We start from the raw sequence: 23,422 nt of genomic DNA, 5'->3' as shown, positions 1-23,422 counted from the left end.
ATTTTTTTTCTTTAACTGCTTGATAAATTTATGACTAAAAAACTTTTTGGCATTTCATTATGCCTTCTGATCAACTTGTTCGCCAGGGCGTATGCCGGCGACCGTATTGTGACCGGAGTGGTGATTTCCGGTGAGGATGACCAGCCGCTGGTAGGTGCATCTGTTTATGTGCCTGCAGAGGAGCTGAAGAGAGTGGGTGATAACCGGACGGTTGTAGCTACTATAACCGATATTGACGGAAAGTTTTCTCTGTCTGTGCCGGATAAGGTGACTGGATTAGGTTTCAAGTATATCGGATTTGAAGATCTGCATATAAAGCTGAAGGAAGACAAAAACGATTATCGGGTAATCTTGCAGCCAATGTCGCACATGTTGGAAGACGTTGTGGTTACGGGATACCAAGAGTTGGAACGGCGCAAACTGACGGCCGCCATTTCAAAGGTGGAAGTGACCGAGTCGATGGTGGGAGCTTCTACAAGCATTGACCAGGCACTGGCCGGTCAGATTGCCGGTGTGTCGGTGACCAGCGTTTCGGGCGCTCCGGGAGCGCCGGCCCGCATACGTATCCGCGGTACGGCCTCGCTGAACGGAACCCAAGACCCGCTTTGGGTGTTGGACGGCATTCCGCTGGAAGGAACGGACATCCCGGCCATGGACGCGAACAATGCCAACGATATTGTCAATATCGGCCAGTCGTCTGTTGCCGGCTTGAGCCCGAACGACATCGAGAACATCACTATCTTGAAAGATGCAGCCGCTACGGCCATTTATGGAGCGCGTGCGGCAAACGGTGTCATCATAATCACGACGAAGAGAGGACGGACCGGCAAGCCTGTCGTCAACTTCAATACCAAGCTGACCTATACGCCGAATCTCGACACTTCGCGATTGAATCTGCTGAATGCCGATGAAAAGGTAAATCTGGAGCTGCAGCTTATGAAAGAAAAACCTTTCCTGATGTGGGACATTATAGAATATCCCGTATTCAGGGAAAAGGGCGAGGTGGCCGCTATCCTGAAGGCGAACGACGAGCTTGCGCTCTACCGCGAACAGGGATGGGACGCGCTGAGCCCTGAAACGCAGGAGGCGATCAACCGGCTGAGGGGAATAAACACAGACTGGAACGACATCCTTTTCCGTGATGCCGTTACGCAGGAATATAACTTCAGCATTTCGGGCGGAACCGAAAAGGTGACGTATTATAACTCGCTGGGATATACCATAGAGAACGGAAATGTGCCGGGCGTGAGCATGAAGCGTTTCAATCTGACCAGCAAGACTTCCTATCAGGTGAACAAGATCTTGAGGCTGGGAATCTCGGTGTTTGCCAACCGGCGGAAAAACACTTCTTTCGTGTCGGATACGTACGGACTGATCAATCCGGTGTATTATTCGCGTATAGCCAGCCCTTATTTCCAGCCGTTCGACAAGGAAGGAAATTATCTGTACGACTACGATGTGCTGGAGGGCAGCGAGCGTGACGAGAAGCAAGGATTCAATATCTTTGAGGAGCGGGCCAATACCGGAAACGAGTCGGTGACTACTGCCATCAACTCGATCTTCAATGTAGACTTGCGCTTCAATGACCAGTGGAAGGTGTCGTCGCAGGTAGGCGTTCAGTGGGACCAGCTTGCGAAAGAGGAGTATGTGGGCAAAAATACATACAACATGCGCAACCAGCGTGAAAACAACACTTACTATAAGAACGGGACGCGCATCTACCTCATACCGGAAGGAGGAATGCTGCGGAATACATCCAGCACGACTTCGCAGATTACCTGGAAGCTTCAGGGAGAATACAAGAATACGTTCGGAAACATTCATGACGTGCAGGTGATGGCCGGTTCGGAAATCCGCAAGAACTGGCTGGAGAACACGGCATCAACCGGGTATGGCTATGATCCGAAGACGTTGACGTTCCAGAACATCGTGTTCCCCGACGAGAGCCGTGCAAACGACTGGAAGCTGAAAAGCAAAAGCTATCAGGAGAATGCTTTCGCTTCGTTCTACGCCAATGGTTCGTATACGCTCATGAACCGCTATACGTTCGGGGCCAGCGTCCGTCTGGATGGCTCTGACCTCTTCGGGGTGGACAAGAAGTATCGCTTCCTTCCCATCTATTCGGCCAGTGCTCTGTGGAGAATCTCCAACGAAACTTTCATGCAGGAAGCGAAATGGCTGGACAATCTGGCCCTGCGCTTTTCATACGGTCTGCAGGGAAACATCGACAAGAACACGTCGCCTTTCCTTGTGGGCATTTACGACAATGTGAGTCTGCTGCCCGGATTTGGAAGCGAGCAGTCCATTGCCATCAACAGTGCGCCGAACAGCAAGCTGAGATGGGAAAAGACCGCCACGTATAATGTGGGGCTGGACTTCTCTGTGCTGAACCAGGCGATCAACCTGAGCGTAGACTATTATCACCGGAAAGGAACGGATCTGATCGGATCGAAAATGCTGCCTCTTGAAAACGGGTTCAGCACCATGACCATAAACTGGGCAAGTATGCGCAACGAAGGTGTGGAAGTGAACCTGCAGACACGGAACATTGCAACGAAAGACTTCTCATGGTACACGACCTTCAACTTCGCATACAACCAGAACGAGGTGCTGAAAGTGATTACGGAGAAAGATCAGACAACGCCGAGTCTGGAAGGCTATCCGGTAGGAGCGATTTTTGCCTTGAAAACGAAAGGAATCGACAAGGAAACAGGGCAGATTCTGCTGGAAGACAAGCAGGGAAATGCCGTGACCGTGGAAGAAATGTTCAAGATGACGGATACCGGAGCGGGTGACGCTTCATACAACATTGGAGCTACCGTGGAAGAGCAGAGGGATATGTATACCTATGCAGGAACGACAGACGCGCCGTATACGGGCGGATTCCTGAATACATTGTCGTACAAGAACTGGGAGCTGAACATCAACTTCTCGTTCAACTTCGGGGCGCATGTACGCACTTCTCCCAGCTATTCCATCACAGACTTTGACCTGGGGCGCAACGTAAACCGGGATATTCTCGACCGCTGGACGCCGGAAAATCCGAACGGCACGCTGCCTGCGCTGGCAACACAAAGAACGAATCCGGCCGACTATTACCTGTTCAATTCGAGAAGGGACATCTATAATTCGCTGGATATCTGGGTGAAGAAACTGAACTACGCCCGCTTGCAGAACCTGCGCCTGGCTTACCGCCTTCCTTCCGAATGGACTCACAAGCTGCGCATCGGCGATGCAACCGTTGCGATCGAGGCGCGCAACCTGTTTGTCATCAGCAGTGACTACAGCAATTATATGGATCCGGAATCGATGGGCAACCTGTATTCCACACCGATACCGAAGTCTGTGACTTTTAATTTGAATCTTAACTTTTAACGTATGATCATTATGATGAAGAAACTATACCAGACAGCATTCTTGGCCGGATGCCTGTTTTCATTGCCTGCCTGCGACTCTTATCTTGATATACAGCCGGTAGGGAAGGTCATTCCGAGCACGCTCGAAGATTACCGTGCGCTGCTTGCCACGGCTTACGACAAGAAAATGAGCGACCGGGGCGTTTGTGAGCTGCGCACTGATGCCGCTTTCGTATCTGCCAGCAGCAGTTATGATGTCAATATCTACCAGGATATCGAAATTTGGAACGATGTGAATCCGGGAGCAAGCACCCGCCAGTTCGGCTGGTCGGATTATTACAGCAACATCTATTATGCGAATGCAATCATTTCCAAGCAGGACGAAATTGCTGACGGAAGCCCTGAAGACGTGAACCAGCTGGTGGGAGAAGCCTATATGATGCGCGGATACATGCATTTCCTGCTGGTCAATCTTTACGGAGAGCCTTATACGAAAGCGGGAGGACCCGAAAGCAAGGCCGTTCCCTTGAAGTGGGACATGGATCTGGAGGGAACGCCCGGACGTGTCACGGTGAAAGAAATCTATGATGCGGTGCTTTCGGACATAGCGCGCGCGAAGACGCTGATGAGCAAGGATATATGGGAAACCCAGTATATTTACCGCTTTTCTTCGCTGGCGGCCGAGGCTCTTGAATCGAGGGTATACCTTTATATGGGCGAATGGGAAAAAGCATACCAGGCTGCGGAACAGGTGCTGAAAGTGAAGGCTGACCTGGTTGACCTGAACGCTTCGGGCGGAGAAACGCCGAAGCTTCCCGGCGAATTTGATTCGGCCGAAATGATCAACGCCTACGAGATTATCTGCGGCGAATCGAATGCTCCTTCAATAAAGGTGGCTCCTGCTTTTGTGGAGCGGTATGAAAACGGGAAGGATCTCCGCCGGGCAACGTACTTCTCGCAAAACGATAACGGCAATTACATCTCGGTGAGGGGAGGAAAATCGCAGTACAAATGCTCTTTCCGCACCGGCGAGCTTTATCTGAATGCGGCTGAAGCGGCTGCGCGCCTTGGCAAGTTGCCCGAAGCCCGCGAACGCTTGCTCCAGCTGGTGAAGAACCGCTACACGCAGGCCGGCTATGAAGAGAAAGCGAAGGCGGCAGAAGCGATGGGCCAGGAGGAGCTGGTTCAGGAAATACTGGACGAGCGCATGCGTGAACTCGCTTTCGAAGGCCATTATTGGTTTGACCTGCGACGCACTTCGCGCCCGAGGATTGAAAAGGAAATCGGCGGCAAATCGTATGTGCTGGAGGAGAACGACTCGCGCTATACGCTGCGCATTCCCCAAGACGCCATCGATGCCAATCCGGGACTTCAGAACTGAATGTCTTTCCGCTGAAGAGCCGTACAAGTCTTTTTAGGGGAGCGACGTAGTTGAAAGGCCAGGTCCGGGAACCGTGTGTTCAGCTTTTGTGCATGAACGCTGTGTCCCCGCGCCTGGCTTTTTGAATGCCGCCGCTCCCTTTTTTATGCCTGCTTTCCTTCTGCTCCGGGAGCCTTTACATAAATCCGGTGGGAGCCTTTCCCTTTGGTTCCGATGTCTTTTCTGTTTGTTTCGAGCCATTTGCGCAGTTCCTTGCTGGCTGTGGTCCGGCTCAGCCCCACCAGTCTGGCATAGTCGCTTACGGTCATCATGGCATGTTCGGAGAGAAACCGCTTCGCCATATCCAGCCGTTGCTCGGGCGTATATTCAGAAACATGGAGCTTCGACTTCTTCGGCGCCCGTTCCAGTCGGCAGTGCAGGCTTGTTTCTTGAACCAGTTCTTTTGCCGGCCTGAAGTTTACCGACCTTATTTCAATGCTTTCCGCATTTCTTCGTGTCCCTTCTCCATCGGGCGTTTCCCTTTCCTTGCCTTTTTTCAGAGTCAGCGAGGGAGTGAACGTGCCGATTCCTTCGAGTTTCACCGCGTGTCCGCCAGCCATTTCTCTGGCCATTCTCTGGGCAAGCTGGCCGATGATTCCCCGTATCTCTCCCGTGCTGAACGTGGTTTCTCCGGCTATCATTCTGGCCAGTTCGTCGGTTCCGCAGCAATCCTGCATGACCATTTTCGGATAAAGCAAGGTTTCTCCTTCTTTCCTGAGATTCTTCATCTCCTGCATCGTATACTTCGCTGCCATGGTGTTTTGTTTGTTTTTTCTTGTTGGACAATATGTTTTGCAATGCGGTTTCTGCATTCCGCGGTGTGGTTTGTATAAACGGCATCGTGGTTTCTGCATTCCACATTGTGGTTTCCAGTTTCGTTTGTGCAAGGACCGGCTTTGCGCCGGAAAGGCAGAGATTCTGTCTGGCTTTTGTCCGGTTTCTGCTTGGAACTGCCGGCGTATTAAGCGGGGCCTGTATTTCTGCCGATTCCATATTTAAGTAATCTGCTGTTTGGCATATTGTCCATCGTGTTCCGCTTGTTTTAGCAGTTTTTAATTCGATTTTCTCCGTGAACGTTACCAACGAAACAATTTTTATGTTACATTTGCTCCTGCATTGTAATGTACGGTTTGCAAAATGGCTGACAAGATAAAACATCTCGGTATTGTGGAAAACATAAATGGCTCTTGCCTGAAGGTAAGAATCGTGCATACATCTGCGTGCGGATCATGCGGCGTGAGAGGGCATTGCAGCGCGGCCGATGCGAAAGAGAAGTCGGTCGACGTTATCAATGACAAGCAGATGGAATGTCGTGTAGGCCAGCAGGTTATGATTGAAGGAGCGTCGTCGCTGGGACTGAAGGCTGTGGCATGGGCTTTTGTCTGTCCTTTTCTGGTTATGCTTGTTTCGCTGTTTGCGGCCATGAATTTCAGTGGAGGCAATGAGCCGTTGTCGGCTTTGGTGGCTTTGGGGATGCTTGCACCTTATTATGCAGGGCTTTATTTCTTCCGGAACCGTCTGAAGCGGACTTTCGTTTTTACCTTAGAGTCAATAATCAATTAATAAACTAACTATCTATGAATCTGATTTTGGTGGCAGTGATTTCATTGGGCGCTATAGGACTGGTTTCTGCGGTCGTCTTGTATGTGGCTTCCAAGAAGTTTGCCGTGTATGAAGATCCTCGAATAGGCAAGGTTGCTGAAGTGTTGCCGCAGGCCAATTGTGGCGGATGCGGCTATCCGGGATGTTCCGGATTCGCTTCAGCTTGTGTGAAGGCCGGTTCGCTGGAGGGAAAACTGTGTCCGGTCGGAGGGCAGGCTACAATGGAGAAGGTTGCGGCTATCCTCGGACTGGAAGCTGTGGCCGCAGAAGCCAAGGTGGCTGTAGTGAGGTGTAACGGGACATGTGCCAACCGTCCCAGGCTGACGGTATATGACGGTGTGCGCTCGTGTGCGGTGGCCAGCTCGACTTACGGCGGGGAAACCGGATGCACGTTCGGCTGTTTGGGATGCGGCGATTGCGTTGCGGCATGCCAGTTCGGAGCCATCCGGATGAACGCTGAAACGGGCTTGCCCGAAGTGGACGAAGCGAAGTGCACCGCTTGCGGAGCCTGTGTCAAGGCTTGCCCGCGCAGCATCATCGAGCTTCGGCCGAAGGGGAAGAACAGCCGGCGGGTGTATGTCCGTTGTGTCAACAAAGACAAAGGGGCTGTAGCCAGAAAGGCTTGTGCGGCGGCTTGTATCGGTTGCGGAAAATGTGTCAAGGTTTGTCCTTTTGAGGCCATTACGCTGGAGAACAACCTGGCGTACATCGATCCGGCCAAGTGCAAGTCGTGCCGCAAGTGCGAGATGGAATGTCCGCAGGGAGCGATTGTTGCTGTTAATTTCCCTCCGCGCAAAGCGAAGGCTGCGGCAGAAGACGCGCCCGGCCAGGCAGAAAAAGCGCAAGTAAACTGAATCAAGAATTTAAACAAGAATAACTGTGAAAACATTTAGAATAGGCGGAGTTCATCCGGCGGAAAACAAGCTGTCGGCAGGCAAGGCCATCCGTGAGGCAGGGCTTCCCGGACAGGCTGTCTTTCCTCTGTCGCAGCACATCGGCGCTCCGGCTGTGCCCGTCGTGAAGAAAGGCGATGCGGTGAAGGTAGGCACGAAGATAGCCGAAGCGGGAGGCTTTGTTTCGGCTGCAATCTTTTCGTCGGTTTCCGGAAAAGTGAACAGAATCGATAATGTGGTTGACGCGAGCGGTTACCGCAAGCCTGCCATTGTCATTGATGTGGAAGGCGACGAATGGGAGGAAGGCATCGACCGAAGCTCTGCGCTGGTCAGGGAATGCAGCCTTTCGGCTGAAGAAATCGTTGCAAAGATAAAGAATGCGGGAGTGGTCGGTATGGGCGGCGCATGCTTCCCGACTCATGTCAAGCTCACTCCTCCTCCGGGATGCAAGGCAGAGTATGTGATAATCAATGGCGTTGAATGCGAACCGTATCTCACCGCCGACCATCGGCTGATGCTCGAAAAGACAGACGAAGTGCTGGTAGGGGTGAGCATCCTGATGAAGGCCGTGAAAGTGGACAAGGCTTATATAGGGATTGAAGGCAACAAGCCCGACGCAATCCGGATTATGACTGAAAAGGCGGCCGGCTATCCGGGCATAGAGGTTGTTCCCTTGAAAGTGAAGTATCCTCAGGGAGGAGAGAAGCAGCTGATAGATGCCGTCATCCGCCGGCAGGTTCCTGCACCTCCTGCAATTCCCGTCAATGTCGGGGCGGTGGTGCAGAATGTGGGTACGGCTTTCGCCGTGTATGAAGCGGTGCAGAAGAACAAGCCGCTGATCGAACGTGTTGTGACGGTGACCGGCAAATCGCTGGCCGAACCTTCTAACTTCCTGACGCGGCTCGGCACGCCGATGAGCCTGCTGATTGATGCGGCAGGCGGACTTCCGGAAGATACGGGAAAGGTTATCGGAGGCGGTCCGATGATGGGAAAGGCGCTTGCCACAATTGAAGTCCCTGTATGTAAGGGCAGTTCGGGCGTTTTGATAATGAACCGGAAAGAGGCCGGACGGACGGCTCCGCAGCCTTGCATACGGTGCGCCAAGTGTGTCAGCGCGTGCCCGATGGGGCTGGAGCCTTATTTGCTGGCTACGTGTTCGGCGCATGGCGACTGGGAGCGTGTGGAACACGAAATGATAATGTCGTGCATCGAGTGCGGGTCGTGTCAGTTTACTTGTCCTTCCCACCGTCCGATGCTCGACTATATCCGGCTGGGAAAAGGAAAGGTGGGCGGAATCATCCGCGCACGCAATGCGAAAAAATAATAGAAGAATCTTATGGCAAATAAATTGATCGTATCTTTATCTCCCCACGTGCATGGCGGCGACAGCGTACAGAAAAATATGTACGGCGTGCTCATAGCCTTGGTGCCTGCCTTGCTGGTGTCATTCTATATGTTCGGGCTGGGAGCTGTAATCGTTACGCTGACATCAGTCATGGCGTGCATATTCTTTGAGTGGGCAATAACGAAGTTCATTCTGAAGCGTGAGCGGACCACGATAATGGACGGGTCGGCTGCGGTGACAGGAATCCTGCTGGCATTCAATCTTCCTTCAAACATCCCTTTGTGGATCATTGTTGTCGGTGCTTTGGTGGCTATCGGCATAGCCAAGATGACGTTCGGCGGACTGGGCTGCAATCCTTTCAATCCGGCTCTGGCGGGACGTATCTTTCTGCTTATTTCGTTCCCCGTGCAGATGACGTCGTGGCCTGTGCCCGGCCAGCTTGCCAGCTATACCGACGCCGAAACTGCCGCCACTCCGCTTTCGCTGATGAAGCAGGCGGTTCATGGCAATGCCGGCGCGTTGGCCCAGCTGCCGGACAGCTTGGATCTGTTCTTGGGAAACAATCCGGGATGCATCGGCGAGATAAGCGCGCTTGCCCTGCTGCTGGGCCTGGCCTATATGCTTTGGAAGAAGATTATCACCTGGCACATTCCGGTGTCGATTCTGGCAACGGTGTTTGTCTTTACGGGGCTGATGCATTTGGCTGACCCGACGACTTACGCCTCGCCCTGGGCTCATCTGTTTACCGGAGGACTGATGCTGGGAGCCATCTTCATGGCAACCGACTATGTGACTTCTCCCATGACCCGTAAGGGGATGGTAATCTATGGCATAGCCATCGGCTTTCTTACCGTGGTTATCCGTTTGTTCGGCTCTTATCCGGAAGGAATGTCGTTCGCGATCTTTATCATGAACGCTTTCACTCCGCTGATCAATACATTCTGTAAACCTAAACGTTTTGGGGAGGTAGTGAAAAAATGAAAAAGCTTGATTCCTCACTGAAAAACATGCTCCTGTCGCTGACCGGTTTTTCTGTGGTCGCGGGGGCGTTGCTGGGCTGGGTCAACAATGTGACCGCAGGTCCTATTGCCCAGGCCAATGCCAAGGCACTGAGCGATGCCATCGCTCTGGTTGTGCCAGGCTTTGACAATAACCCTGCCGAATCGCCTGAAGAGGTGGAAGTCGGAGGGACAATGTATAAGATATACCGCGCTACGAAAGACGGAAACTTTATCGGTGCGGCGGTAGAAGCGTCGGCCGGCGGTTTCGGAGGTGCCCTGACGGTGCTAGTCGGGTTTGATGCCGAAGGAAACATCATCGACTATTCGCTGCTGGCTCATTCGGAAACTCCGGGGCTGGGATCGAAAGCTGCCGACTGGTTCAAGAAAGGTGGAAAGGGTGACATCACGGGGAAGAATCCGGGAGAATCTCCGCTCAAGGTAACAAAGGATGGCGGAGATGTTGATGCCATAACTGCTTCTACCATTACTTCGCGTGCCTTTCTTCAGGCTGTAAACAACGCATACACTGTGTATATGAAAGGAGAGGTGGATGCCTCAAGCGGAGCTTCGGGCCAGGTTGAGGAGCCTGTAGAAACGGAAGCAGATACAGACGCTTCGAGCGGAGCGACGCAGCAGGCGGAAGGCGGTGCCGGAACCGGCAAGGGAGCGGATGCTTCGAGCGGAGCAACTTTGTATGCCGAGCCGTCGGAAGGCCATGATCCGATAACTTCAGAACAGAAAGGAGGCAGCCATGAATAATCTGAAAGTCTTGCTCAATGGGATGATTAAGGAGAATCCTACATTCGTCCTTTTACTGGGTATGTGTCCTACGCTGGGAACCACATCGTCTGCTCTTAATGGCATGGGGATGGGACTGGCCACGATGTTTGTGCTTATCTGCTCGAATGTGGTGATATCTGCCATCAAGAATCTGGTGCCGGATATGGTCCGCATTCCTATTTTCGTGGTGGTGATAGCCGCATTTGTAACGATACTGCAGATGGTGATGCAGGCCTATGTGCCCGGACTGTATGCTACGCTTGGCTTGTTCATTCCCCTGATTGTGGTCAACTGCATCCTGCTGGGACGTGCCGAAGCTTTTGCCTGCAAGAATGGTCCGGTGGCTTCTTTCTTCGACGGGCTGGGCATAGGCCTGGGCTTTACCGTCGCTCTGACTCTTCTTGGAAGCGTGCGTGAATTTCTCGGCACGGGCAAAGTGTTCGGCCTGGCGATTGTTCCCGAAAGTTATGGAATGCTGATTTTTGTGCTGGCTCCGGGTGCTTTCATTGCTTTGGGCTATCTGATAGCCATCGTGAACCGTTTGAGAAAATCCTGACTTAAAAACGTTGCATTATGGAATACGTACTGATATTTATTACCGCAATATTTGTAAACAACATTGTCCTGTCGCAGTTTCTTGGCATTTGTCCGTTTCTGGGCGTATCGAAGAAAGTGCAGACGGCAATGGGAATGGGAGCGGCGGTGGCTTTCGTGCTTACCCTGTCGACTATCGTCACGTATGTGATACAGAAGTTTGTGCTCGATCCGTTCGGACTTGCTTATATGCAGACGATAGCCTTTATTCTTGTGATAGCCGCACTGGTGCAGATGGTGGAGATTATTCTCAAGAAAGTGTCCCCTGCGCTGTATCAGGCTTTGGGAGTCTTTCTGCCGCTGATCACTACGAACTGCTGCATCCTGGGCGTGGCGATTCTGGTCATTCAAAAGGACTTTGATCTGCTTACAGGTGTTGTCTATGCTTTCTCCACGGCCTTGGGCTTTGCTCTTGCACTGATTGTGTTTGCCGGTATCCGCGAGCAGCTCAGTCTGGTGAACATACCGAAAGGAATGCAAGGCATGTCTATCGCATTGATAACCGCGGGATTGCTGGCTATGGCCTTTATGGGGTTCTCCGGTGTAGACAAGGGGCTTGCCGTATTGTTCGGGCTTGGCTGAATGGCCTGAAAAACAGAGGGAGGATTGAAACGCTGTCTGAAACTTAAATAAACTATATTCAACTCACTTTTTTTATTAATCAGGCGGTTTTCTCAATCCTTTTTCTTATATTTGCTCTAACATAAATAAAAAACTCATTATAATACACAATATACAAAAAAAACTTTGGTCATGAAAAAAAGAATTCTTGTAACTGGCGGAACTGGATATATCGGTTCGCATACTGTAGTTGAACTGCAAAATAGCGGATACGATGTAGTAATCGTGGATAACTTGTCTAATTCGCGTGCGGATGTCGTAGACAGTATCGAACAGATTACCGGTATTCGTCCGGCTTTTGAAAAAGTTGACTGTCTGGATTATGAAGGGCTTGACAACGTTTTCGCCAAATATCCGGGCATTCAGGGCATCATCCATTTTGCAGCCAGCAAAGCTGTCGGCGAGTCTGTTCAGAAACCGCTGTTATATTACCGCAACAACCTGGTATCTTTGATTAATATACTTGAGCTGATGCCCAAGCACAACGTAAAGGGAATCATATTCTCTTCTTCATGCACGGTTTATGGCCAGCCCGACAAGCTGCCTGTAACTGAAGATGCTCCGATCAAGAAAGCTGAATCTCCTTATGGCAACACGAAGCAGATTAACGAAGAAATTATCCGTGATACGGTTGCTTCGGGTTCTCCGATCCATGCTATCATGCTTCGTTACTTTAACCCGATCGGTGCGCATCCTACAGCTTTGATCGGCGAATTGCCTAACGGCGTACCGCAGAACCTGATTCCGTATCTTACTCAAACCGCAATGGGCATCCGCGAAAAGTTGAGCGTGTTCGGTGATGACTATGATACTCCTGACGGCTCCTGCATCCGCGACTATATTTATGTAGTGGATCTGGCCAAGGCTCATGTGATTGCCATGAACCGTATCCTGGAAGACAAGCAGAAAGACAAAGTTGAGGTGTTCAATGTAGGTACCGGACGCGGAGTTTCTGTGCTCGAACTGATCAATAAGTTCGAAGAAGCTACTGGCGTGAAATTGAACTATCAGATAACGGGCCGCCGTGCAGGGGATATCGTGAAAGTGTGGGCTGATCCGGCTTATGCCAACACGGAGTTGGGATGGAAGGCTGAGGCTACACTGGAAGACACGTTGCGTTCTGCATGGAAGTGGCAGGTTCATCTGCGTGAAAAAGGTATTATGTAATTTATATTTTGTAAATTGGTAAAACATAAGACGTGTTTTACACGTTTTATGAATGCGGCGTACTTATGGCGGATTATAGGTGTGTGAATATATATGATGCGTCGTCTTTTCCCGCAAGGGGAGAGAATAGTACGAATGCATAGTAGTTTTGTCGTGTTTTATTTTGTGTTTGTGTTGTGGCTGTTCTTCGACGTGAGTCGGGGAACAGTTTTTTTGTTCTTGACATAAAGCAAGAAAATATTTGCTGTAGCACGAATTAACATGCTGTTCATCCTGCCGTTTTAAAGCTTTGCTGTAACTTTGCCCGACTTTAACGGGTAATGTTATGACACAGACTACAAAAGAAATGACTTCAGGCCCCAGCCTGCCTTTGATTCTGAATTTCACTTTTCCCTTGCTGTTAGGAAATGTTTTGCAGCAAACCTATTCGCTGGCTGATGCTGCTATTGTCGGCAAGTTTCTTGGCATCGATGCTTTAGCTTCTGTGGGTGCAAGCACTTCGGTCGTTTTTCTCATTCTTGGCTTTTGCAACGGATGCTGCGGCGGATTCAGCATTCCTGTTGCCCAGAAGTTCGGCGCACGCGACTATGTCACTCTTCGCCGTTACGTGTCTGTCAGTCTGAAGCTGGCGGCTGTGATGTCTGTGCTGATAGCCGTAATTACCAGCCTGTTGTGTGCTTTGATTCTGCGTACCATGCGTACTCCTGCCAATATATTTGACGGAGCCTATATCTATCTGCTGATAACTTTTGCCGGTGTACCCTGCACATTCTTCTATAATCTTCTTTCCAGCATCATACGTGCGCTTGGCGACAGCAAGACTCCATTTTGGTTTCTGCTTTTTTCAGCCGTACTGAATATCTTGCTTGATTTGTTCTGCATTCTGGTGCTTGAATGGGGAGTGGCAGGAGCTGCCATTGCTACTGTTTTCTCTCAGGGCGTTTCAGCTGTGCTTTGTTATTTTTATATGTACCGCAAGTTTGATGTGCTCAAGCCCCAAGGCTCCGACCGCCGTTTCCGCCCGGAGCTGGCGCAGCAGTTGCTTTATATCGGAGTTCCCATGGGACTTCAGTTTTCTATCACCGCCATTGGAAGCATCATGCTGCAAAGTGCGAACAATGCGTTGGGAACAGCTTGTGTGGCTGCATTTACTGCGGCCATGCGTATCAAGATGTTTGTGATGTGTCCGCTTGACAGTCTGGGTATGGCTATGGCAACTTATTCGGGGCAGAACTATGGTGCCGGCAAGCCTGACCGCATTTGGGCAGGAATCAAGTCGGCTGCACTGATGATGGTTGTCTATTCGCTGGCTGTGGCTTTAGTAATCTGGCTGGCTGCCGAGAAGTTTGCACTTCTTTTCATATCTCCCGATGAAACAGAGATTATCGCCGATACGGCATTGTTTCTGCACATTAATGTGTCATTCTTTATTCTTTTGGGTTCGTTGAGTATCTTGCGCTATTCCATTCAGGGAGCCGGCTATACGAAGCTGGCCATGTTTTCCGGCGTATCCGAGATGGTAGCCCGCGTATTGGTCAGTGTGGTGGTTGTTCCTCTTTGGGGCTTCTGGGGCGTATGTTTCGGCGATCCGACCGCCTGGCTGTTTGCCAACCTGTTTCTGGTTCCGGCTTTTATCTATGTTTACCGTCGCCTGCACCTCATTGTCGCCAAAGAACGTGTTTTGTCATGAAATCAGTTGCTGACAGGAAGCCTTTTCCACACTTGGCGGGGAATCATCCGCCAGAAGAATACCAGTATTTTATACCGCCAGTCGATGATTTCCACGCGGCGCCGGCGTTCGATTGCAGATACGATTTTCCGGGCCACCGTTTTCGCGTCCATTAGCAGCGGATAATGTTTTCCGTCATTCAGCAGGCTGGTAGCAACGAAGCCAGGTCTGATATCCGTGAACTTTATCGGACATCTTTGCATATATGCCAGTTGTTCCAGGCAGTCGATGTAAATGTTCTGAAAACGTTTTGTTGCCGAATAAGCCGGTGCTGCTCCCAGTCCTTTGGTGCCTGCTATTGAGCTGACTGCGCAGATGTGTCCGCCGCCTTTTTCCGTGAAGTAGCGGAAGGCCGCATCCATCATGCGGACGAATCCTTCGGCATTGGTCCCTACCGTTTCCAGTTCGGTTTCAGCTTTCAGTTCCCTGTTCTGAAACCCGATTCCGGCACATTGGATAAACAGTTCCATTCCTCCCATCTCATTGACCAATGCCAGCAGTTCATCGCCTGCATTGTGATTCCGGATGTCAATCCTTCTTGTATGAATCTTCTCCGGAGCCATGTTCTGTATTTCTGTCAACTTTTCGGTTCTTCTTCCGGCTACACCTACAGTCCATCCCTTCTCTACCAGGCGAACGGCTGTTTCATATCCGATTCCGGAAGTGGCGCCGATGATGACGGCACGTTTGTTTTGCATCTGTTTCATGTGGCAAGTTATTGTATGTTTGTTCTGACTTCGTATAAGAAATCCTCGCAGGCTGGAGTCCGTATGTCTTTGTTCTGCGGATAAATCAGTCTGCCGTAGAAAGGCATTTGCGGTTGAAGCGGATGCAGTTCTTTGGTCAGATGCTTGCAGAATGTTCTGTACGGATGCGTATGAGCACGCTTTCCTGCATCATCTCTGTAGAATACCGCATAGTGATTAAGCGGCCTGGAATGTACCAGCTGGTTTATTTGCAGTGCAAGACCTCTGGCTTCGTCCTCGGATATCCTGTCGAAGACATTCCCGAAGTGGAAGATTATCAGTTCGGAAAGCCTTGAGTGGGTTGTCCAGAACTCATTCTTTACGGCTGACAGGCTGGGAGGAAAACTTGCGTTTGCTTCCGGAAATAGCTTCTGAAGGAAAAGTCTTGCCGTTTGTGTCAGTTCATCCGCCGGATAAATGCAAAGCATGTTCAGGTCGCAGTGCCGGATGTTCCGGCAGGTTTCGGCGAAGGCGAGGGCAGAAGAACCCGCTTCGAACGAGAAGTCGCAGAACACAGTCCGTCCGGATACGTTTCTGATGGCCTGCCGCAGCCAGTTTCCGCAAATCTCAAAGGCAGTCCTTGCCGCCATGTATTGTTTGCGCATATAATAGCGGTTGTAGGTCTGTATGCAGTCGTGTATTCTTTCTTGCGGCACCTTTCGGAAGTCTATGCGTCCGTAGGCAGTAGATTCTCTGCATTCCGTATCCGTTTCCGTGGTTTCCTGTCCCTGTCCGTTTCCGATGTATTCTGCATAGAGGCGGCTCATTTCTTCCGGCAGATTATAGGCGGAGTCTTTCAAATCCCATTGCCGGTCGTATTCCGGCAGCAGAAACCTGCCTTCGAGAAATTCGCTGACCGAAGCTTCGATGTATCCGTTATGCATCCGGATATATTCCATCAGCTTATAGAAAGTGACGTTTGCTCCGAGTATTTGCGGGTTTCCCGTGAGGATGAGCTGCTTTCTGGCTCTCGTGATGGCTACGTTCAGTTTCCTGTCGATCAGAAAACCGTTTTCGCTGAACGTATTTGAGGTCAAGAAATTCAACTGGCTGAAGTTTCGGACAGTGAACGAATAGATGATGACGTCACGTTGGCTTCCCTGGTAACGTTCTACCGTATCGATTGATATGCCGGACAATGCCGGTATGTTGAGCTTGCTGATTTCTTTCCGGATCATGGCAATCTGATTCCGGTAAGGAACGATTACGCCGACTGTTTTGTCGGGATTGAACGAGTCTGCCGTAAGCCGATATACGTGTTCAAGCACAGAAGCCACAATGCGTGCTTCGTTGATATTTGTCTTGTCTGAAAGCGTGGCCGATTCTTCGGGAGTGCCGGCCGGAATGAATATCATGCGCCGGTTCATCAGCAGACGCTCGGTGGCGCTGTCGGTTCCAGCTGACGGATTATAGGGATATGCTTCCTTCTGATGTTCCAGCGGGACGGGCTCCAGGTGTTCGTGGAAGTAAAACGCATGATTGGGAAATTCAGAAACGGCCGGATGCATCCGCCCTTGTTTTTGCAGCACATTCTTGAAGTCCGCAGGGCATTGGCCGTACAGCCTTTCAAACAGAGAGTTGCGGCAGTCATATAGTCCGATTCCGTTCAGCAGCGGGTTTGTGACTGCAGCTTCCGTTCCGTTCTGAAGCGCTATGGCAGGCAGTTGCTTGTAGTCGCCTATCAGTACAAACTTTTCGATGGCATTTTTCCCGTTGTGGCGTGCCGAAAGCAGGCCGATAAGGTCCGGTTCCAGAATCTGTGAGGCCTCGTCGATGAAAGCGGTTTCAAAGCGTTTGATGTTGAAGAAATGCGGACGGCTTGCGAAAGCAGTTGTTGTGCCGACGAAAATCCGCGTTTCCGCTATTTTCCGTTTGATGTCCGCCAGTTTGGGGCAGTCAGTCAGGCTGTTCTTCAGCAGATAAGTCCTGAAACGCTTGTCGCATGAAAGCTCATGGCCTATCCGGATAAAGGGCGTTTTTCCGGAGATGCCCGATTCGGTGAGCATGCTGCATATTTCGTCTACAGCCCTGTTCGTGTATGAGAGAAGCAGGATAGAAGCTTCCGGTTCCGTCAGTGCCTCTTCGACCATGTATCTGAGAGCGCACGATGTCTTTCCCGTGCCCGGAGGACCTACGAGCAGAAAGTAGTCGTTGGCCTGCTTTTCCTGCAGCACCAGGCTGTCGAAAGCCCCATAATGCCCGTTCAGCTTTTTTGTCGGGTCAGATGTTGGCATTCTTCTGCCCAGCAGCAGCTGCTTGCGCAAGTCGGTAGCATTCAGAAACTGGAAAAGGCCTTTCAGTGCGTTGGCCGGCGACATGTCGGAAGAGTCGTGCTCGATGCAGTACGTTTCGTTTTCGTTTCCGATGATGTCCTTGTTCTGCTGTCCGTTGCGCAGCTGCAATGTCAGCTTGTCGTGCGACAGGTCTACGATGTTTCCTTTCATCAGAATCTGGCTGCGCACATCCGGTTCACCCTGACAGGAGTAAAGAATCACCATGTCGCCGGCTCTGAAGTTCGGCAGGAAGTCATCCTCCTGCTGTGGTATGTTCAGCTCCAGCCAGTCATATCCTTTTTCCGGGCTGCTTTTCTTCTTGTCCGCCACGGTAAGTCCTGTCAGGATGTTTCCTGCCTCCATCTTTTCTTTTGTCGGATTGTGCCATGTAGCTGCGAATCCCCTGGACGGGTCGTCGTTCCCTCCCGTCTTGTTGAGCAGCATTTCCTTCGACACGAACGTGAAGAAGCGGTCGAAGTACGCCCTTTCAAGGGGAGTGCAGCGTTTCAGCGTGTTGATGGCAGCCTGTAGCTGAGGCTCCTGGAAGTCAGTCCAGAGCCTTTCGTGCGTCTGCATTTCATTGAGCAGGTCGGTGTTCAGGTCCTCGATGGCTTTGGTGACTCCTCCTTCCGCGAAGTTCATTTCCTGCGCTGCGATGCAGTTTCTGAGGCGTATGCTTTCGCGGAACAGTTTTTCAGAGAAATGCTCCAGGATCAGTCCGTCCTTGTACTTTGAATAGAGCAGGAAAGTCTGCATGTCTTTTGCCTGCTGTCCGAAGTTATACATCAGCACGCCCTGATACAGCATCATCTGGACGAAGTGTTCTTCCTTATGCCGGTTCTTCCGTTCGTCACGTTTTCCGGCCTTCTGTTCGATGAGAATCTTGAAGTCCTTCTGAAGCATGTCGACACGTCCCTGCAGTCCGAGGCGTTCGCAGATGAACGAAGCCTCGAGCAGTGTGTTCTGTCTGTCGAAGCCGGAGATGTTGCGCGGAAGCATGTCATGTATAAATGAGCGGATGTTCATCATCTGGCTTTGTGCCTGGGCGTGAAAATCAGCAGGCAGGCTGCATGTGCAGAAGTCGAGCGCGGCGGAAGAGAAAAACTTGTTTACCGAGCCGGCATAGCTGACAGGCATGTCCGGGTTTTCGTTTATGAAGTCGTCCAGCAGCTGGCTGGCCAGGTTACCCATCAGAATGGGAGCCGAGTTGGCTCTCGGCAGAATCTTGTCCATGAAGTAGTTCAGCGGATGGTGTCCGTATTCGCGGAAGCATCTTGACAGTGCGCTGACATCGATGAGGTAGTCGGGATAAGCGACTATGAGTTTCGGTATATAATGGTTTTCCTCGTCCACCTTTACGTCAAGCAGGTTCAGCGGCAGGTTTTCCCTCAGGAGTTCCCGGATATAAAGCTGGTCGCCTTCGTATCCCGCTTTTTCGTAATTGATGATGATGAAAGGCTCTTCCTCGCTGTCGCAGGAAGCGAAGATCTGCGAATCGTTCCAGCTGGTCACATACGCTCGTATGTAGGGAACGAGCGAAAGCCTTGTTCCCGGATAGGGACGGTTGGAGTGGGGGATTTCGGGCAGCAGTGATGCGGGAATATCTTCTTCGAATCCCAGCGACACGAAGCGTACCAGCGCGCGGAGGTCATAGAGATACTCTTTCATGTCCGGCTGGAAACGGTCGCCCATCGCCTTGTTGCAGTTGCGCCTCATGGTCTGGATCGCGTAACGGTCGGAAGGGGTCATCTTCTTTTCCTTTCCGATATAGTCGATCCGTGAGAAAAGGTTGGCGAAGTTCAGGGTAGAAGCAGCCGTCAGTTCATAGGCGGCTTCTTCCAGCACCTTGTAGAGCAGGATATATTTAGCCCGGATATTCTCCGGGCTTGCAGTCGGTTGGCGGTGGATACGTTCGATACGGTCGAACAGGTCGAAAGATTGCAGTTTGATGCGGTGGCTCTCCAAAGTCGTTTCTTTCTTATTGTTCCACCTTCAGTTCATAAATCCGGTATGCCTCTTCCAGCGCAGGATAAGTTCCCTTGTATTGGTTGGTTACGTCTTCCTGGAATCTGTATGTTTTCTGTTGGAGATAAGTCACGAAGAAAGTGTAGGTTTGTGCCGAGGTTCCTGCCATGGTCGCTTCGATGCAGACCTGTCCGGCACCCGTATTCTCGTTGTACTTTCTGCTCTGCTCAAAGATTCCCACGCTGTATCCCCCTGTCGCTTCGGGATAGATTTTGATGTCCCCCGAAGACAGTTCCTTGTCGGCATAGGTCAGTTCAAAGCGTCCGCCGATTTTTACGGGACTGTTCTGGGTGATTTCGTTCTGCAGTGCCTGTGTCTGGTTCTGTGTCAGTTCCCCTCCGATTACAGTGGCGTCGATGCCTGTTACGGTGAATATGCTCTGCGGATTCCCTACGTTTACGCTCAACTGATAACTGTTTCCCGACCGGTCGGCAATGATGGATTCGGTTGTTCCCGCGCTTACGGGCAGGTAAGTCAGCGTGTCCCCGTCATAGCGGAAGTCGGCGATGCTCTTGTCGGTTATGGAAACCGTATAGTTTCCTTTCCCTCCGCGGATGAGGTATTTCTCTCCTTCATTGTTGAATATGCTGATTTGCAGCTGGTTCCCTTCGAGCGCGGTTTGAGTTTCCGCTTCAACCAGATAGATGGGATTATAGTCGTCGCTGCTGCATGATGCAAGTGAGATGGCCGCAGCCGAAAAGGCGGCAAGGATAAAAGTTTGTTTGTTGCTCATTTGTGTCTGATATAATGTTAGTTTTCAAAAGTACAATTTTTTGTCCAAAATCAAAAGGAACGCCGTAAAAAGTTGTTTCTCGTATGGCGCGAAAAATGTCCCGTTAAGTCATTTAAAATATCCCAACAAGTCAATCAATCTTTCCCAACAAGTCGATGAGTTTTTCCCAACAAGTTTTCGGCGGTTTATTTGCCCATGAAAAGTTTGCCGCAGTACGCTCCGGCAAAGGCCGTGCCCAGCCCGAAAATTACGCTGCCCGCGACATAGGCAAAGAATGTGCCGTAGAGTCCCTGTCTGAGCAGGCTGACTCCCTCGTAGCTGAAGGTGGAGAATGTGGTGAAGCCTCCGCATATGCCGGTTGTAAGGAAAAGCTTCGATTCGGCGGAAAGATTGAAACGCCCGGCCAGGGCATAGAACAGTCCGATAAGGAAGCTGCCTGCCAGGTTTACGGCGAATGTGCTCCATGGGAACGAACCGGGCGTGATGCGTCCGGCAAACAGCAGTTGGACGGCATACCGCAGCATGCTGCCGATGCCGCCTCCCAGAAAAACCATCAGCATCAGTTTGGTCATATCTCTTTCAGTGTATAGTCGCCTGCTTTTTCTGTAATTGTTCTCTGAATCTGCTCCAGCGGAAGTTTCTCGTTCGCAAATGTTACCGTTGCTTCGGGCGGAGTGAGAGTTACCTCGGCCGAGATTCCTTCGATTGAATTCAGCACTTTTTCCACACGGGTGCGGCAATGGTTGCACATCATTCCGTCTACCGAGTAGACTTGCCTTATTTTCCCGGCTGTAGGTTCTGCATCCTCCTTTTCTTTTTCGGGCGCAATGTGTCTTGCCCCGGCTGCGGGCCTTGCGGCCGTGCTGCCTAATTTTTTCTTGCGCAGGCGCAGGCTGTTGGTCACCACGCTCACGCTGCTCATTGCCATGGCCGCTCCGGCTATCATCGGGTTGAGCAGGAAGCCGTTGACGGGGTAGAGCAGGCCGGCTGCTATCGGAACGCCTATCAGGTTGTATATGAATGCCCAGAACAGATTTTCGCGGATGGTGAGCACCGTCATTCTTGAAAGCCGGATGGCATCGGCGATCTTGTTCAGGTCGGACGAAATGATGGTCATCTTGGCCACGTCCATGGCGATGTCGCTTCCGCGTCCCATGGCGATGCTGAGGTCGGATTGCGCCAGGGCGGCACTGTCATTGATTCCGTCGCCCACCATTGCCGCGATTTTCCCTTCTGCTTGAAGCGATTTGATGAATGCAGCCTTCTGTTCGGGGAGTACGCCTGCCTTGAAGTGAGTGATGCCTGCCTGTCGGGCTATGTAGCGTGCGGTTCCTTCATTGTCGCCTGTCAGCATATAGACATCAATGCCCATATCCTTTAATTGTCGGACGGCCGCCTGTGACGTTGTCTTGATGCGGTCGGTGATGGCAGCCAGTCCGTAAGCTTGTTTCTCATCGGCAAACCAGATGACTGTTTTCGCTTCGCTTTCCAGCCTTTCGGCTTCTTTCTTCAGTTCGCCGGAAACGGCGATGTGGTTTTCTGCGAGCAGGCGGGAGTTTCCGGCAAAATAGACCGTCCCGTTTACGGTTCCGCTTATTCCTTTTCCGGTGATGCTCTTGAAGTTCTCGATCGGAAGGCTTTGTCCCTGAAGCCGTTCGGCGATCGCTTCGGCCAAGGGATGTTCGGACATCTTCTCGAGGCTGTAGAAAATGTTTTTCAGGCCGTCCTCCTCCAGACTTCCGGACAAGTCTGTCACGGTCGGTTTTCCTTCGGTCACGGTGCCGGTCTTGTCAAGTACGATGGCATTCACCTTGCGGGCCGTTTCAAGACTTTCCGCATCTTTTATCAGAATCCCGAGTTCGGCTCCTTTTCCTATTCCCACCATGATGGCCGTCGGGGTTGCCAGTCCCAAAGCACAGGGGCAGGCGATGATGAGTACGGTCACGGCGGCCAGAAGTCCGTGCGTGAATCCGTTGGAAGGAGCGAATATGAGCCAGCCTGCAAATGAAAGAAGTGCAATGCCTATGATTGTCGGCACGAAAACGGCTGCGATGCGGTCGACCAGCTTTTGTACGGGGGCCTTGCTCCCTTGAGCATCCTGCACCATGCGGATGATGTGCGCCAGTACGGTTTCCGTTCCCACTTTCTCAGCCGTAAACCGGAAGCTGCCCTTCTGGTTGATGGTGCCGGCAAATACCTTGGCTCCTTCGTTCTTCAGCACTGCCACCGGCTCTCCGCTCAGCATGCTTTCGTCTACATACGAGGTGCCTTCGGTTACAGTTCCGTCAACGGCAATCCTTTCTCCGGGCTTTACCAGCAGGCGGTCGCCGATGCTCACCTGTTCCACCTTCACTTTCTTTTGCGTTCCGTCGGCACAGAGCAGGGTAACTGTTTGCGGCTGCAGCCCCATCAGCTTCCTGATTGCTGCCGACGTGCTTCCTTTGGCCCGTTCTTCCAGCAGCCGTCCGAGCAGGATAAAGGCAATGATGCCGCTGGAAGCATCGAAATAGACGTGCGGTTCGATTCCTCTTTCCAGCCAGAACTCAGGGAAAAACAGGTTGAACAGGCTGAACAGGTAGGCTATTCCCGTGCTGTTCGCTACCAGCGTATCCATGTTTGACGTGCGGTGTTTCAGTTGTTTCCATGCATTGATGTAGAAATCTCTTCCCAGCCAGCATACAACCGGCGTGGCAAGCAGCCACATGATGTAGTCTGTATAAGGCTTTCCTGCAAAGAATATTCCGATAATCATCAGCGGAACCGACAGGATGACGGCCCACATGGTGCGGAACTTCAGTTTTCTGTATTTGCTTTCGTGGGCATCTTCCACCTCTTGCTTGCGCTTGTCTTCGTTTGTTTCAATGACCAGGTCATATCCTGCGGCAACGACAGCCTCTTTCAGCTTCTCCGGCGAACAGAGGTCCGGCTCGTATTCGACGGTTGCGGTAGCGGCCGCATAGTTTACGCTTGCCCGGCATACGCCCGGCTGCCTGTTCAGTGTTTTGTCCACCCTTGCTGCACAGGCGGCGCAGCTCATTTCCAGTACGGGAAATGTCTTTTTTATCGTTTGCTGTTTATCCATTTTGATTCTTTTTCTGCATTGCCGCAAAAATACAAAATATCTGTAAAGGTTTTGG

General features: G+C 51.4%; 17 protein-coding genes. 11 read left to right on the top strand and 6 right to left on the bottom strand.

All coding sequences use genetic code 11. From position 1 onward, the window contains the following. Positions 1 to 30 precede the first annotated feature (30 nt). Together QUW60_RS00845 and QUW60_RS00840 are read left to right on the top strand one after the other, a co-directional pair. Positions 31 to 3,375, top strand: coding sequence for a SusC/RagA family TonB-linked outer membrane protein (locus QUW60_RS00845; RefSeq protein WP_289558115.1), 3,345 nt, complete (start codon positions 31 to 33; stop codon positions 3,373 to 3,375). A gap of 12 nt (positions 3,376 to 3,387) precedes the next feature. Beyond that, positions 3,388 to 4,737 carry a RagB/SusD family nutrient uptake outer membrane protein gene (locus QUW60_RS00840; protein ID WP_289558114.1) on the top strand — a complete coding sequence of 450 codons (1,350 nt, stop codon included), beginning with the start codon at positions 3,388 to 3,390 and terminating at the stop codon, positions 4,735 to 4,737. 143 nt (positions 4,738 to 4,880) lie between these two features. Here QUW60_RS00840 and QUW60_RS00835 read toward each other — a convergent pair whose 3' ends face one another. Continuing rightward, a complete protein-coding gene (locus QUW60_RS00835; RefSeq protein WP_289558113.1) occupies positions 4,881 to 5,531 on the bottom strand; it encodes an HU family DNA-binding protein in 651 nt (216 codons plus the stop codon). Positions 5,532 to 5,943: 412 nt separating this feature from the next. Here QUW60_RS00835 and QUW60_RS00830 point away from each other — a divergent pair, with 412 nt between their 5' ends. The 9 genes from QUW60_RS00830 (at position 5,944) to QUW60_RS00790 (ending at position 14,469) form a co-directional block, all read left to right on the top strand. Next, complete coding sequence (locus tag QUW60_RS00830; RefSeq protein WP_434736823.1) at positions 5,944 to 6,339, top strand: SoxR reducing system RseC family protein; 396 nt, start codon at positions 5,944 to 5,946, stop codon at positions 6,337 to 6,339. Between the two features lie 14 nt (positions 6,340 to 6,353). Beyond that, positions 6,354 to 7,232, top strand: a complete 879-nt coding sequence (locus tag QUW60_RS00825; RefSeq protein ID WP_289558111.1) for a Fe-S cluster domain-containing protein — start codon at positions 6,354 to 6,356, stop codon at positions 7,230 to 7,232. A gap of 25 nt (positions 7,233 to 7,257) precedes the next feature. Then, complete coding sequence (rsxC, locus tag QUW60_RS00820; protein WP_289558110.1) at positions 7,258 to 8,595, top strand: electron transport complex subunit RsxC; 1,338 nt, start codon at positions 7,258 to 7,260, stop codon at positions 8,593 to 8,595. Positions 8,596 to 8,607: 12 nt separating this feature from the next. Continuing rightward, positions 8,608 to 9,597, top strand: coding sequence for an RnfABCDGE type electron transport complex subunit D (locus tag QUW60_RS00815; protein ID WP_258336870.1), 990 nt, complete (start codon positions 8,608 to 8,610; stop codon positions 9,595 to 9,597). Next, positions 9,594 to 10,376: an RnfABCDGE type electron transport complex subunit G gene (locus tag QUW60_RS00810; RefSeq protein WP_289558109.1), complete on the top strand. Its 783-nt coding sequence runs from the start codon at positions 9,594 to 9,596 to the stop codon at positions 10,374 to 10,376. The genes QUW60_RS00815 and QUW60_RS00810 overlap by 4 nt, the downstream gene beginning before the upstream one ends. Next, positions 10,369 to 10,953 carry an electron transport complex subunit RsxE gene (rsxE, locus tag QUW60_RS00805; protein ID WP_258336868.1) on the top strand — a complete coding sequence of 195 codons (585 nt, stop codon included), beginning with the start codon at positions 10,369 to 10,371 and terminating at the stop codon, positions 10,951 to 10,953. Before QUW60_RS00810 ends, rsxE begins: the two co-directional genes overlap by 8 nt. 17 nt (positions 10,954 to 10,970) lie before the next feature. Beyond that, positions 10,971 to 11,573: an electron transport complex subunit RsxA gene (gene rsxA, locus QUW60_RS00800; RefSeq protein WP_258336867.1), complete on the top strand. Its 603-nt coding sequence runs from the start codon at positions 10,971 to 10,973 to the stop codon at positions 11,571 to 11,573. Positions 11,574 to 11,744: 171 nt separating this feature from the next. Further along, positions 11,745 to 12,779, top strand: coding sequence for a UDP-glucose 4-epimerase GalE (galE, locus tag QUW60_RS00795; RefSeq protein WP_289558108.1), 1,035 nt, complete (start codon positions 11,745 to 11,747; stop codon positions 12,777 to 12,779). A gap of 325 nt (positions 12,780 to 13,104) precedes the next feature. Continuing rightward, positions 13,105 to 14,469, top strand: a complete 1,365-nt coding sequence (locus tag QUW60_RS00790) for an MATE family efflux transporter (protein WP_289558107.1) — start codon at positions 13,105 to 13,107, stop codon at positions 14,467 to 14,469. 2 nt (positions 14,470 to 14,471) lie between these two features. Here the strand turns inward: QUW60_RS00790 and QUW60_RS00785 are convergent, their stop codons facing one another. The 5 genes from QUW60_RS00785 to QUW60_RS00765 all read right to left on the bottom strand — a co-directional run bounded on the left by QUW60_RS00785 (position 14,472) and on the right by QUW60_RS00765 (position 23,367). Beyond that, the gene (locus tag QUW60_RS00785) at positions 14,472 to 15,215 is read right to left on the bottom strand and encodes an SDR family NAD(P)-dependent oxidoreductase (RefSeq protein ID WP_289558106.1); all 744 of its coding nucleotides are present in this window, start codon (positions 15,213 to 15,215) and stop codon (positions 14,472 to 14,474) included. Between the two features lie 8 nt (positions 15,216 to 15,223). After that, entirely contained in the window at positions 15,224 to 19,492 is a 4,269-nt protein-coding gene (locus QUW60_RS00780) for an AAA domain-containing protein (RefSeq protein WP_289558105.1), read from the bottom strand. A gap of 13 nt (positions 19,493 to 19,505) precedes the next feature. Further along, a complete protein-coding gene (locus QUW60_RS00775; protein ID WP_289558104.1) occupies positions 19,506 to 20,285 on the bottom strand; it encodes a hypothetical protein in 780 nt (259 codons plus the stop codon). Between the two features lie 185 nt (positions 20,286 to 20,470). Next, positions 20,471 to 20,857: a fluoride efflux transporter CrcB gene (gene crcB, locus QUW60_RS00770; RefSeq protein WP_258336861.1), complete on the bottom strand. Its 387-nt coding sequence runs from the start codon at positions 20,855 to 20,857 to the stop codon at positions 20,471 to 20,473. After that, positions 20,854 to 23,367, bottom strand: a complete 2,514-nt coding sequence (locus tag QUW60_RS00765) for a heavy metal translocating P-type ATPase (RefSeq protein ID WP_289558103.1) — start codon at positions 23,365 to 23,367, stop codon at positions 20,854 to 20,856. The genes crcB and QUW60_RS00765 overlap by 4 nt, the downstream gene beginning before the upstream one ends. Between the last annotated feature and the right edge of the window lie 55 nt (positions 23,368 to 23,422).

Source organism: Bacteroides gallinaceum (assembly GCF_030373775.1).
Taxonomy (GTDB): Bacteria; Bacteroidota; Bacteroidia; order Bacteroidales; family Bacteroidaceae; genus Phocaeicola; species Phocaeicola excrementipullorum.
This window is presented reverse-complemented; position numbering and strand designations above follow the sequence as displayed.